The sequence below is a fragment of the Arthrobacter sp. zg-Y877 genome (genome assembly GCF_030373105.1).
GTDB lineage: Bacteria > Actinomycetota > Actinomycetes > Actinomycetales > Micrococcaceae > Arthrobacter_B.
Genome location: NZ_JAUCPU010000003.1, coordinates 306028 through 318574 on the forward strand (window position 1 = coordinate 306028; position 12547 = coordinate 318574).

The 12547-nt window shown below is 66.4% G+C and carries 12 protein-coding genes and 1 tRNA gene; 1 reads left to right on the forward strand and 12 read right to left on the reverse strand.

Annotation, left to right across the window (positions count from 1 at the left end):
• Positions 1 to 147 precede the first annotated feature (147 nt).
• Complete coding sequence (locus QNO03_RS08865) at positions 148 to 678, forward strand: hypothetical protein (protein ID WP_289603013.1); 531 nt, start codon at positions 148 to 150, stop codon at positions 676 to 678.
• A 62-nt stretch (positions 679 to 740) separates the two neighbouring features.
• Here the strand turns inward: QNO03_RS08865 and QNO03_RS08870 are convergent.
• From QNO03_RS08870 to QNO03_RS08925, 12 genes are all read right to left on the reverse strand, one after another.
• Positions 741 to 817: transfer RNA gene (locus tag QNO03_RS08870), tRNA-Leu, on the reverse strand.
• Positions 818 to 922: 105 nt separating this feature from the next.
• Positions 923 to 2308, reverse strand: coding sequence for an NAD(P)/FAD-dependent oxidoreductase (locus QNO03_RS08875; protein ID WP_289603014.1), 1386 nt, complete (start codon positions 2306 to 2308; stop codon positions 923 to 925).
• Between the two features lie 69 nt (positions 2309 to 2377).
• The gene (locus tag QNO03_RS08880; RefSeq protein WP_289603015.1) at positions 2378 to 3784 is read right to left on the reverse strand and encodes a S8 family serine peptidase; all 1407 of its coding nucleotides are present in this window, start codon (positions 3782 to 3784) and stop codon (positions 2378 to 2380) included.
• A complete protein-coding gene (locus tag QNO03_RS08885; RefSeq protein WP_289603265.1) occupies positions 3781 to 4725 on the reverse strand; it encodes a Ppx/GppA phosphatase family protein in 945 nt (314 codons plus the stop codon). The genes QNO03_RS08880 and QNO03_RS08885 overlap by 4 nt, the downstream gene beginning before the upstream one ends.
• A 29-nt stretch (positions 4726 to 4754) precedes the next feature.
• Complete coding sequence (locus tag QNO03_RS08890) at positions 4755 to 5432, reverse strand: DUF501 domain-containing protein (RefSeq protein ID WP_289603016.1); 678 nt, start codon at positions 5430 to 5432, stop codon at positions 4755 to 4757.
• 63 nt (positions 5433 to 5495) lie between these two features.
• Positions 5496 to 6170 carry an FtsB family cell division protein gene (locus QNO03_RS08895; protein WP_289603017.1) on the reverse strand — a complete coding sequence of 225 codons (675 nt, stop codon included), beginning with the start codon at positions 6168 to 6170 and terminating at the stop codon, positions 5496 to 5498.
• Positions 6171 to 6563: 393 nt separating this feature from the next.
• On the reverse strand, positions 6564 to 7850 hold the full coding sequence (gene eno, locus QNO03_RS08900; RefSeq protein ID WP_289603018.1) for a phosphopyruvate hydratase: 1287 nt from the start codon (positions 7848 to 7850) through the stop codon (positions 6564 to 6566).
• 170 nt (positions 7851 to 8020) lie between these two features.
• Positions 8021 to 8719, reverse strand: a complete 699-nt coding sequence (locus QNO03_RS08905) for a MazG nucleotide pyrophosphohydrolase domain-containing protein (protein ID WP_289603019.1) — start codon at positions 8717 to 8719, stop codon at positions 8021 to 8023.
• Entirely contained in the window at positions 8712 to 9848 is a 1137-nt protein-coding gene (locus QNO03_RS08910) for an adenosine deaminase (protein ID WP_289603020.1), read from the reverse strand. The genes QNO03_RS08905 and QNO03_RS08910 overlap by 8 nt, the downstream gene beginning before the upstream one ends.
• A gap of 19 nt (positions 9849 to 9867) precedes the next feature.
• Positions 9868 to 10536, reverse strand: coding sequence for a DedA family protein (locus tag QNO03_RS08915; protein ID WP_289603266.1), 669 nt, complete (start codon positions 10534 to 10536; stop codon positions 9868 to 9870).
• A 277-nt stretch (positions 10537 to 10813) separates the two neighbouring features.
• Positions 10814 to 12103, reverse strand: coding sequence for a thymidine phosphorylase (locus QNO03_RS08920; protein ID WP_289603021.1), 1290 nt, complete (start codon positions 12101 to 12103; stop codon positions 10814 to 10816).
• The gene (locus QNO03_RS08925; RefSeq protein WP_229949589.1) at positions 12100 to 12531 is read right to left on the reverse strand and encodes a cytidine deaminase; all 432 of its coding nucleotides are present in this window, start codon (positions 12529 to 12531) and stop codon (positions 12100 to 12102) included. The genes QNO03_RS08920 and QNO03_RS08925 overlap by 4 nt, the downstream gene beginning before the upstream one ends.
• Positions 12532 to 12547: the final 16 nt, after the last annotated feature.

Here is a 12547-nt window from a genome sequence, read left to right on the forward strand (position 1 = left end):
AGAAAAGCTAGTGGAACATTGTGACGAATATAAGAGCCTGCGGTTACAGCCTTGTAACGCTCGTCACATTTCGATGTTTGTGCCCTTGCCGGGAAGTCGACCTACGGCCTATACGATGGCGGTAGAACACTTATTTGGGGGAAAACAATGCACGCATCACGGCTATCCGCTGCCGCTTCCGCACTGCCGCTCGCAGGCCTGCTCCTGCTGGGGAACGCTGGCAGCGCACACGCGCTGGAGTGCGGACCGGGCTTTATTCCCGCCGTCTCCTACGGGGTGGAGGTCTGCGTTGAAGGCTACAACCCGGGTGAAAGCCATTACGATCCTGCCACCGGCCACTATTCGGAAGCGGTTCCGGCCGTCCCGGTGCCGGTTCCGGTGCCGCCGGCCAATCCGGATCCCGCTCCGACCCCGACAGCTGACCCGGCGCCGTCCACTGCCCCGGCAACGCCCGGCACCGCGGGAAACACCGGCGAAAGCAGGTCAACCCCTGCCAACACGCCGTCACAGAGCCCAAGCCGCACGGCCAGCCCCTCACCGTCCTCCACAGCCACACCGGACGAGGAACGGGCCGGCTCGGACATGGTGCTTCCCGCTGCTGCCGCAATTGTCATCCTGGGCCTGCTTGCCGGGGGGCTGCTGCTGCGGCACCGCAACCGCCGTTCGGCACGCGGCTAATACGCACTGCTGATACACGCTGCTGAAACACGGCTAAACCGGCAGGAACCACCGGTTTCATTTGGTACCCCAGGTCGGACTCGAACCGACAACACGCGGATTTTAAGTCCGCTGCCTCTGCCAATTGGGCTACTGGGGCTCTGTAAGCGCCTTCCAAGCCTACTGGAAACACCCTGGTCCACACGAAGACGGCGGCCCTCCTGCTGGAGGACCGCCGTCGTCGTTTACGAACCTGGGGCGAAGACTAGGCCTTCACGGCCGGCTTCTTGGCCGGCGCTGCGGCTTCCTCGAAGCCGCGGCGCGGGTCTTCCAGGTTGCGCAGGGACGTCAGGTCGCGGCCGTAGCTGACATTCAGGAGCCAGCCCGCGATGACGCGGAACTTGCGCTCGAACATCGGCATGGCCATGCCGTGGTAGCCACGGTGTGCCAGCCAGGCCGGGAAGCCCTTCAGGCCGAAGCCCATGATGTTGGCAACACCCTTGTACTGGCCCAGGCCGGCAACAGCGCCGAGGCTCTTGTGGTTGTACTCTTCAACGCTGCCAACGCCGTAGCGGGCGGCCATGATGTTCTTGGCCAGCAGCTTGGCCTGGCGGACAGCGTGCTGTGCGTTCGGGACGCAGAAGCCGCCTACGCCGCCGCCGGAAAGATCCGGAACAGCGGAGACGTCGCCGGCGGCCCAGGCACCCTCGAGGGGCCCGTCGTCGCCGGTGATGCGCAGTTCGGCGTTGGCGCGGACGCGGCCGCGGTCGTCGATCGGGAAGTCGGTGGCACGGACCATCGGGTTGGCCTGCACACCGGCAGTCCAGATCAGGGTGTCCGCACCGAACTCGCCGGCCGGGGACTTGTCAGCCATGTTGATCAGCTTCAGGACGCCGTCTTCGGCGGACGCCAGCGAGGTGTTCAGCAGGACCTCGATGCCGCGCTCACGCATGCTGGAGACAACCCACTCGGCCTGGTCCGGCTTGACCTCGGGCATTACCCGGCCCATGGCTTCGATCAGGACGAAGCGGAGGTCTTCGCGGCGCAGCCGGTCATTGATGCGCACGGCGTCGCGGGCCATGTCCTCAAGCTCGGTCAGGGTTTCGATGCCGGCAAAGCCGCCGCCGACGACGACGAACGTCAGAGCGCGTTCACGTTCCGGGCCCGCGGGCATGAGCGATGCGGTTTCGATGCGCTCAAGCACGTGGTTGCGGGTGGCCATTGCTTCTTCGATGCTCTTCATACCGATGCCGGCCTCGGCGAGTCCGGGGATCGGGAAGGTGCGGGTGATTGAGCCGGCCGCCAGGACAACGTCCTGGTAGGGCAGCTCAAACGGCTCGCTGCCGTCGCCCGGCTCGATCGTCGCGGTACGCGCGGCATGGTTGATGGACGTGACCTTGCCGGTGATCAGCTCGGTGTTCTTGAGGTGCATGCGGTGGGACACTACGGCGTCGCGGGCTTCAATGGTGCCTGCGGCAACCTCGGGGAGGAAAGGCTGGTAGGTCATGTACGGCAGCGGATCCACTACCGTAACGATGCCGCCCTGTTCCTTTACCTTCTTCTGGAGGTCTTTGGCCACATACAGACCGACGTAACCACCGCCGACCACCAGAACGCGGGGACGATCAGAAAACTGCTTGTTCGATGCCATGACCCAATCCTACCTGAGTTTGTGAAAGTCTTCACGAACCATTTGACAAACAGCTCAGCCGGCGGTTTGCTACCGGACCCCGGCTTCGTCAAGGGATCCGGTGGAGGTGTTTTCGGGATTTCCTGCAGCTGTCCCGCGGCGCCTTACCCGGCTGACATGGACGGTGCCGCCCACCAGCACGAGCACCAGGAGCGCACTGAAACCGAGCACGACGACCGCGGGCAGGTTGTCCTTCTCCGCGGCCGGCTCCTGCGCCACCGGGACGGCCGGCTCCGGCAGGTCCGGAACAGTGGGGGCCGGAATGTCGGCGGCTCCGGGCGATACGTCCGCCACCCGCCGGTGCACCCGGATCCACTCCGCAATGGTGCCCAGCGGGTTGCTGGTGACGGAAGGAACGTCGGCATTAACTGCCGCGTTGGCGTCCAGGATTCCGTAGCCGTAAATAGTGTCCACACCCGGGGCCCCGGCGTCGCGGGCAGTGCGGACGATCCGGTTGACCACCTCCGCCGCACTCATTTCCGGGTGCGCCGACCGGATCAGCGCGGCGACTCCGGAGACGAGCGGTGCGGCACCGGAAGTGCCTTCCCACCCGGCATACCGGCTGGTCCCCTCGGGCAGCCCGCCGACCAGCTTTTCGGACGGAGCGGCCACGCCGATGCTGATGCCTTCCGAGGACGAGTCCCAGCTCGCCTCACCCTGCCGGTTCAGGCCCGCCACGGTCAGGACTCCGGGGATGGTGGCGGGTGCGCCCACCTGGACCATGCCTCCTTCGCGGTTGCCGGCAGCCGCGACAATCACCACGTCATTCTGCTCGGCGTAGAGGAACGCGTCGTCCCAGCTCTCCGGCCAGGCGGTGGAGGTGCTGCCCAGGGACATGTTGATGACCTTGGCGCCGTTGTTTACGGCCCAGCGGACGGCGTTCGGGATTTGTTGGTCGATCGGTACACCGCCGGGATTGGTCCCGCCGATCCAGGTCGACACAGCGAGGATTTCGGCCTCCGGGGCAACCCCGATGATGCCGTCGGGACGGTCGGCAGGTTTGTCCTCCGCGGGCTTGTCCTCCCTGGCACCCTTATCGCCCTTATCGTCGTTGGGCTTCTCGTGCCCCCGTCCGGCAAGCAGCGTGGCCACGAGTGTGCCGTGCTCCGGCGTGCCGCCCAGGCCCTTCGCGCCCTTGGGATCTCCTGCTCCGGACACGTCCACGCCGCCGGTGACCGCACCGGCAAGATCGGGGTGGCTGGCGTCCACACCGGTATCGATGACGGCGACCTTCACCCCCGCACCCTTGGTGGTTTTCCAGGCATCAATGACCCCGTAATCGGCCAGCCAGTACTGCTTGTCCCGCCATTCATCGGCGTAGGCGGGGACGGGTGCCAGAAGCGGCAGCGCCACGGCGGCGCAGAGCGCGGCTGCGGCGGTTCGAAGGCGTGCTGCGCCGCCCCGGCGTCGGCCGGGGCCGGTTCCCATCGGGCTCATGCGCTCAGCGCAATGCCGTCAAGGATGTCGTGTTCGCTGGCGAAGGCCGTGACTACACGGCCGTCCGTCAGTTCGTCCACGCGGTCCACGATGGTGCGCCAGATCAGGGCGCCGGCACCGATCACGTCCACCCGGCCCGGATGCATGTACGGCAGGGCCGCCCGCGCGGCACGGTTCCGGCGCAGCAGCGCGTCGGCTGCGTCGTCAATCTGATCCCTGCTCAGTTCGGTGCCGTGGATCGCGTCGGGCGAGTACTCGCTCAGGCCCAGCGCGGCAGCCGTGACGGTGGTAATCGTTCCGGCCACACCCACCAGCCGGTCGGCCCGGGCCAGCGGCACGGTGGCGAGGGCGGAGGCGATCATGTCCAGGATGTCCGCCCGTGCCGCCGCAATTTCCGCCTCGGTGGGCGGATCGGAGAGCAGGTACCGTTCGGTAAAGCGCACGCAGCCCATGTTGGTGCTTTTGGCCGCCAGGACGCCGCTGCCGTCACCGAGCACAAACTCGGTGCTGCCGCCGCCAAGGTCCACTACGAGTGTCTTGGCGCCGTTTCCGCCTGCGAAGACGCTGGCTGCACCGGCGAAGGACAGCGCGGCTTCCTCATCCCCGCTGATGACCTCGGGTTCGACCCCGAGCCGGGCGCGGATACCGTCCACGAATTCCTGCCGGTTTTCCGCGTCGCGGCTGGCGGAGGTGGCTACGAACCGGACCCGGGACGCGCCGTGCCGGCGGATCAGGTCCGCGTACTCGTCAGCGGCGGCAAAGGTGCGTTCCAGCGCTTCCGGGGCCAGCCTTCCGGTGGCGTCCACGCCCTGTCCCAGCCGGTTCACGCGCATAAGGCGGACGACGTCGGTCAGCTGCGCCACACCCTGTCCGTCCCGGCTGACGTCCGCAATGAGCAGACGGATGGAGTTGGTGCCGCAGTCGATGGCTGCAACCCGCATGCTCTCAGCGCGGCTGTCTTCCTGGCCTGTCACAGTTCCCCCTCGTTGGTCGCAGTCTGCTCAGCTGCTTCGCTGCCCTGCCGGCGGGCAGCCTTCTTGCTTTCAAGTTCTTCCGGGCTCAGGCCCTGTGTCCTGGTGTGGCGGCTGAGGTCCCGCTCCGGGGCGGGAGCGGCTGTATCCCAAGCACCTTCGCAGTAGCAGCGGTCGGTTGTCCACCATTGCTCGATGGCGGCCAGCGCTTCGTCGCCCAGCGGATTGATGCCGGGGCCTGCGGCCAGGGAGTGGCCGACCAGCACGTGCAGGCACTTTACCCGGGTAGGCATTCCGCCGGCGGAGACACCGTCGATTTCCGGAACGGGCCCGGTTCCGGTGCGCTCTCCGATCTCATTGCGGACCTGGAGGTAATGCTCGTGGGCAGTGCGGTAGCGCTGCGCCAGGTCCGGGTCCTCCTCCAGCCGCCGGGTCATGTCGGTCATCAGTCCGGCTGCTTCCAGCCGGGAGACGGCCGCGGTGATGACCGGATGCGTCAGGTAGTACGTGGTGGGAAACGGGATCCCGTTGCTCAGGCGGGGAGCGGTGGTGGCCACCAGGGGGTTGCCGCAGACACAGCGGGCGCCGATTTCAACGACGTCGCGCACCGGGCGGCCAAGCTGCCTGCTCAGGGTTTCCAGGTCTTCCTGGGTGGGGGCAAGCTGGTCCTGGGTCATGCAGGAGGTTCCTTCCGTGGGGACCGTTGAGGCCCCGGGCTGCTACTTCTATCAGCCTCCAGATTACTGTGCCGTGGCGGATTTCTTGACCGAGTCCCAGAGCGAATCAACCCACTGCAGGTCCTCCGGCTCTTCTTCGGCTGCCAGCTGCTCTGCTTCTTCCAGGCCGTTTTCGCCCTTGACCAGGTACCGCTTCTCCCCCGGCATCACCAGGAAAATACGGTCACGGGCCTGCTGCTTGACGTAGGCCGGATCTTCCCAGCGGCCCAGCTGGACCTCCAGTTCGGCCTGCGTGGCGCGGGCCTCGGCGATTTCCGCCTTGGTCACCGCAATGTCCGAGCGCTGCTGGAGGTAGGTCCGCACCGACGGAGCCAGAAGGACCGTGATAGCGACCATCACCATGGCGAGCACCAGCAGCCTGCCGGAGAACGCCTTGGCAGGTACCGGCAGCAGCTCGTCCTGGGTTTCCGGCTCCGGGGTGGAATTTTCCGGTGCCGGGTCGGCCTGACGCCGGATGCCGCCGGAGAGCTGGGACCGCACGGCGGCACGGGCGTCCGACGCCGACAGTTTCCGGGAACGCTCGCCCGCCCCGGCAGACTTAGGCGCGGCAGACTTGGACGCCGTGGCCTTGGGAACGGCAGCCTTCGGCGCAGCAGCCTTGAGAGCGGCAGCCTTCGGCAGTGCAGTCTTGGGAGCAGCGGCCTTCGGCGCAGCAGCCTTCGCTGACGACGGCCTCACGGCAGCCGGCTTTGACGCGGCGGGTTTGGTCCCGCCTGCTTTCGCCCCACTTGCTTTCGACCCACTCGCTTTCGGCCCCGCCGGGTTTACGGGGGCCGGATTTACGGGGGCCGCGGGCCTGGGCACCTTGGGGCGTCGGGTTGACATGCCGTTCCTGTCTTGATTGGTGCTGTTTTTTATCAGTGCTGAACTACGTGCTGCGGAACTTGGTGCCGGCGGCAGGGCAGCCGTCGAAAATGCGGGGTAAACCGGTCCCGGAACCACCGCGGGCGGGTCCCCTCCTATGAGGTTACCCACCCGTGGTGTTCCGCAGCCGTTCCGCAACGCCTACACAGCCGGATTCACCGGGCGTGTAGGCGTTGGGGTTACGACGGCACAGTTACATCGGTCCGGCTACTGGCCGGAGTTGAAACGCGGGAAGGCGCTGCGCCCGGCGTAGCGTGCGGCGTCGTCCAGTTCCTCTTCGATGCGCAGCAGCTGGTTGTACTTGGCTACGCGCTCCGAGCGGGCCGGCGCACCGGTCTTGATCTGGCCGGCGTTGGTGGCAACGCAGATGTCCGCGATGGTGGTGTCTTCGGTCTCACCCGAGCGGTGGGACGTGATGGTGGTGTAGCCGGCACGCTGGGCCATGGTGATGGCGTCCAGGGTCTCGGTCAGGGTGCCGATCTGGTTGACCTTCACCAGCAGGGAGTTGGCGGCGTTGTTCTTGATGCCGGTCTCCAGGCGGGTGGGGTTGGTGACGAAGAGGTCGTCACCGACGATCTGCACCTTGTCACCGATGGACGCGGTCAGGGTCTTCCAGCCGTCCCAGTCCTCCTCATCCAACGGATCCTCGATGGATACCAGCGGGTAGTCACGGACCAGTTCCTCGTAGTACGCGGACATCTCCGCAGCGGTCCGGTTCTGCCCCTCGAAGAGGTACGCCCCGTCCTTGAAGAACTCCGACGCTGCCACGTCCAGTGCCAGGGCAATGTCGTTGCCCGGTACGTAGCCGGCGCGCTCGATGGCTTCGATGATCAGGTCCAGGGCTGCACGGTTGGAGGGTAGGTTCGGTGCGAAGCCGCCTTCGTCGCCCAGGCCGGTGGAAAGGTTCTTTTCCTTCAGTACGGACTTGAGGTTGTGGTAGACCTCAACGCCCCAGCGGAGGCCCTCGGAGTAGGTCTGCGCGCCCAGGGGAACGATCATGAATTCCTGGATATCAACGTCGGAGTCCGCGTGGGACCCGCCGTTGAGGATGTTCATCAGCGGCACGGGCAGGATGTGCGCGTTGGGGCCGCCAAGGTAGCGGTACAGCGGCAGGGCGGCGGACTCGGCGGCGGCACGGGCGACGGCGAGGGAGACGCCGAGGATCGCGTTGGCACCCAGGCTGGACTTGTTCTCGGTGCCGTCCAGATCCATCATGGCCTGGTCGATGGCCCGCTGGTCCGCGGCATCGTAGCCCAGCAGGGCCGGCTGGATCTGGTCGATTACGGCTTCAACGGCCTGCAGCACACCCTTCCCCTGGTAGCGGTTCTTCTCGCCGTCGCGGCGTTCGTTGGCTTCGAAGGCACCCGTGGAGGCACCGGAGGGAACAGCTGCGCGGCCGAACGTGTCGTCGTCGAGCAGCACCTCCACCTCAACGGTCGGGTTGCCGCGGGAGTCGAGGATCTCGCGGGCGTGGATGGCATCGATGATGGCCATTGAATTGCTCCTGTTCATTGGAACGAATGGGCAGAAAACCGCAGTCCTGCTGGGACAGCAGGTTCCTGTGTCTGCTTCTTAGCCTAATAGAATCGCGGCCCCGGGGAACGTCCGGCAGGTGAATCGGGTGGATCGGACCGGTCAGTTACCGCACGGAAGGGGCGAGGAAATCAGCTTTCTGCGTCTTTGTCGGTGTACCGGCGGACCGCCGCGCGAAGTGCCGCCTCGGCGTCGAGCCCCTGCTCGGAGGCGCGGCGGACCAAGGAGAACAGCACATCCCCGAGCTCGGTTTCATCCGTGAAACCCGTTCCGGCCACATCTCCACCGACAGTCTGCGGCGGCATCGGACGGCCGGCGCGTTGGGCGCGGGACAGGGTCTTGGCGGCCAGGAGAAGCGCCGGCAACCCGGCCGGAATCCCCTCGAAAGCGGAGACCCGGGCCGGGGATTCCGCCTTTTTGGCGTCGTCCCAGGCCTGTTCGATCGCCGCAATATCCGATTCCTCCCCCTCTTCCCGGAGGGTCCCGTCAGGGCGGAAGACGTGGGGATTGCGGCGGATCATCTTGGCGGTCAGCTCATCGACTACGTCCGCCACGGAAAAGCTGCCGGCTTCCTGCTGCAGCCGGGCATGGAGCAGCACCTGCAGCAGCACATCCCCGAGTTCGCCGCGCAGTTCGGCGGCGCGTTCCGGGCCGGCCGTGCCGCCTTCCACCACTTCGATGAGCTCGTAGGTTTCCTCCACGAGGTACTCGAGCAGGGATTCGTGGGTCAGGGCCCGGGTCCACGGGCAACGCTCACGGAGGGCACCGATGATCTCGGCGAGGCGGGTGAACCGCCCGCCGAGATCATCAGGGAGGGCCAGATCAGACACGGGCGCGGTTGAATCCTTCGGTGACGTATGCGGACAGCGCGGCACGCTCGTCCAGCGGGAGGAAGGCTGCGTTGACGGCGTTCATTGTCAGTTCCAGGACATCGTCGAGGTCGTAGTCGAAGGTGTCCATCAGCAGTTCAAATTCCCCGGTAAGCGTTACGTTACTCATCAGCCGGTTGTCGGTGTTGACGGTAACGGCGAAGCCGGTCTGGTAGAGCAGGTCGATCGGGTGCGTTTCGATGTCCTCACCGAAGGAGGCGACGGCGCCGGTCTGCAGGTTCGAGGACGGGCAGACCTCAAGGGCGATGCCGCGGTCCCGGACCCAGCCAGCAACCCGGCCCATGCTGACAATGCCCACTTCGGCATCCGCCGTGGCGTCGTCTTCGAATTCAACGTCAATGTCTTCGGCGATCCGCACGCCGTGTCCCAGCCGCAGCGCCCGGCCATGTACCAGGGCGTCCACGATGCTCTCGATCCCTGCCGCTTCGCCGGCATGCACCGTCGCCGGGAACTGGTTTTCGGCCAGGTAGGTGAAGGCATCCTTGAACCGTGCGGGCGGGAAACCGTCTTCCGGCCCGGCAATATCAAAACCGACGGCCCCGGAGTCGCGGTGCCGGACAGCCAGTTCGGCAATCTCCATGGCCCGGTCGGCATGCCGCATAGCGGTGATCAGCTGGCCCACCTGGATGAAGCTGCCCGCCGCTTCCGCGTTCGCCACGCCCTCTTCAATGCCTGCCTGAACCGCTTCCACGGCTTCGTCCAGGCTCAGTCCTGCCTGCACATGCTGTTCGGGTGCCCAGCGGATCTCCGCGTAGACCACACCGTCGGCTGCAAGATCCTCGACGAATTCACGGGCTACGCGGATCAGGCCCTCACGGGTCTGCATAACGGCGATGGTGTGGTCGAAGGTTTCGAGGTAGCGCGGCAGCGAACCCGAATCCGCCGATTGACGGAACCACTCCCCCAGCTCCGCCGGGTCTGTGGCCGGCAGGGAATGACCGACGGCGGCAGCCAGCTCAATGATGGTGGCCGGACGGAGGCCACCATCAAGGTGGTCATGCAGCGATACCTTCGGCAGGCTGCGTACGTCGAAGGAACGGTTCGAGGGGAGGTTTGTAGGCTCAGTCACACGGCAACTCTACGGTGTTTCAGGCGGCCTTCTGCGAGCTCTCGCCGTCGTCGGCCTTCGGCATGTCGTCCGGAACCTGGTGCTGGGTCTCCGGCACCGCTCCCCGGACCATGGTGATGAGCCGGTCGACGATCAGGCCCAGGACCAGCGCGCCGCTGACGCCAACGACGACGCCGAGCAGGTGGTGTTCGTTGAACCAGGCCCCGGCAATGGAGCCGATGGCCACACTGTAGGCCGCCCAGACAATCCCGGAGATGCCGGTCAGCGCAATAAAGCGGCGCTGCGGGAAGCCGGTGGCACCGGCGGTCACGTTGACCACTACCCGGCCCACCGGGATGAACCGGGCCACAAGGATCAGGGACACCGAGCGCTTGTCGAGCTCGTGGCGGGCCCAGGCGATGGAGCGCTGCAGCTTGGGCCTGCGCATCCAGGCAAACCGTTCGATGCCGATCCCCCGGCCCATCAGGTAGGCGAGGTTATCGCCCACGAAGGCACCCAGTGCGGCGGCCGGAATAATCAGCCACACGTTCACCCCTGCGCCGCTGAGGGCCAGCGACGCCAGCGCCACCACCAGCGACTCACTGGGCACCGGCGGGAAGAATCCGTCGATCAGGCAACAGGCAAAGAGCCCGATGTAGACCCACGGCGAGCCTGCCGAAGCGAGGATGAAGTTGTTAATGCCGTCCACAGTGGCACTGAAAACATCCAACTGGTGCCGCTCCTTGAGTTAGCTGTCCAAGTCCATTTACAAGCATGCCACGGACGCAGCAGTGCCCCGGGAGGCACCGGCCCCCGCCGGACCCGTAGGGTCCCGGAGGAAGACCCAGGCATGCCGGGCCGCGGAGGGCCCCGGAGGAAGGCGGCTTTAATATTCCTGCGAGCTCTGCGAGCAAGGAATTTCGTTGCCGCCGTTCCGGGACCCGCAGGGCCCGGCACCCGCAGGGCCCGGCACTGCAGGGAACGCCCTAGCTGATCCGGTCGATGATCAGCTTCCGTGCCGGCCGCGATCCCTCGGGAGCGACGACGACGGCGTTCTCGAGTGCCTCACGGGCACGGTCGAACTTCTCCGGGGTGTCGGTCAGCAGCGTCATCAGCGGCTCTCCGGCGCGGACCACGGCTCCCGGCTTGGCGTGCATAACCACGCCGGCACCGGCCTGGACGGCGTCTTCCTTGCGCGCACGGCCGGCACCAAGGCGCCAGGCCGCAACGCCCACGGAGAGGGCATCGAGTTCCACCAGCACACCGTCGGCGGGGGCGAAGATGGTTTCCGATTCCCGGGCTACCGGCAGCTTCGCGTCCGGATCGCCGCCCTGCGCGGAGATCATCCGGCGCCACACGTCCATGGCCCGGCCGTCCTTCAGCGCCGCTTCCGGGTCGGCGTCGGGCCGCCCGGCGGCCGTGAGCATTTCGCGGGCCAGGGCCAGCGTGAGCTCGATTACGTCTTCCGGTCCGCCGCCTGCGAGGACGTCTACGGACTCCTGAACTTCGATGGCGTTGCCTGCGGTCAGGCCCAGCGGAGTGGACATGTCGGTCAGCAGGGCCACCGTGTTGACGCCGGCGTCCTTACCCAGGGCAACCATGGTCTCGGCCAGTTCGCGGGCACGTGCCTCATCCTTCATGAAGGCACCGCTGCCCACCTTCACGTCGAGCACCAGCGAGCCGGTGCCTTCGGCGATCTTCTTGCTCATGATCGAGGACGCGATCAGCGGAATCGCTTCCACCGTTCCCGTCACGTCACGCAGCGAGTACAGCTTCTTGTCGGCAGGGGCCAGGCCTGCGCCGGCGGCGCAGATGACCGCGCCGACGTCGCGCAGCTGGGCCATCAGCGCGTCGTTGCTCAGGGACGCCTGCCAGCCGGGGATGGCTTCAAGCTTGTCCAAGGTGCCGCCGGTGTGGCCAAGTCCGCGGCCCGAGAGCTGCGGGACGGCGATGCCGAACACCGCCACCAGGGGGGCCAGCGGCAGGGTGATCTTGTCCCCCACGCCGCCGGTGGAGTGCTTGTCCGAGGTCGGCTTGCCCAGCGAGGAGAAGTCCATCCGCTCCCCGGAATTGATCATGGCATTGGTCCAGCGGGAGATTTCGTCCCGGCTCATGCCGTTGAGCAGGATGGCCATGTTCAGCGCGGCCATCTGCTCATCCGCAATGGCGCCGCGGGTGTACGCGTCGATCGTCCAGTCAATCTGTTCCGGGCTCAGCGTGCCCCGGTCCCGCTTGATGCCGATGATGTCTACGGCGTCGAACTTTTCAGCGCTCATTGGTTGTCCTGCCCTTCAAGGTGCTGCGGTCCAAAGGCATCCGGCAGGACTTCGTCCATGCTCCGGATGCCGCTTACGGTCATCAACTGCATTCCGGGTGCCCGGAATTCGTACAGCAGCTGCCGGCAGCGGCCGCACGGCATCAGGACATTGCCCGATCCGTCCACGCAGGCAAAGGCGGCAAGGCTGCCGCCGCCGGTCATTCGCAGCTGGCTGATCATGGAGCACTCGGCACACAGTGTCAGCCCGTAGGAGGCGTTTTCGATGTTGCAGCCGGAAACTATCCGGCCGTCGTCGGTAAGCGCCGCGGCGCCTACCGGATACTTCGAGTAGGGCACATAGGCGTGGGCCAGGGCCGCCCGGGCGGTTTCCAGGAGCAGCTCCCAGTCCACCGCCTGCGGCTGGTCCGGGTGGGGGGTAGTTGTCATTCTTAGTCCTAGCTGG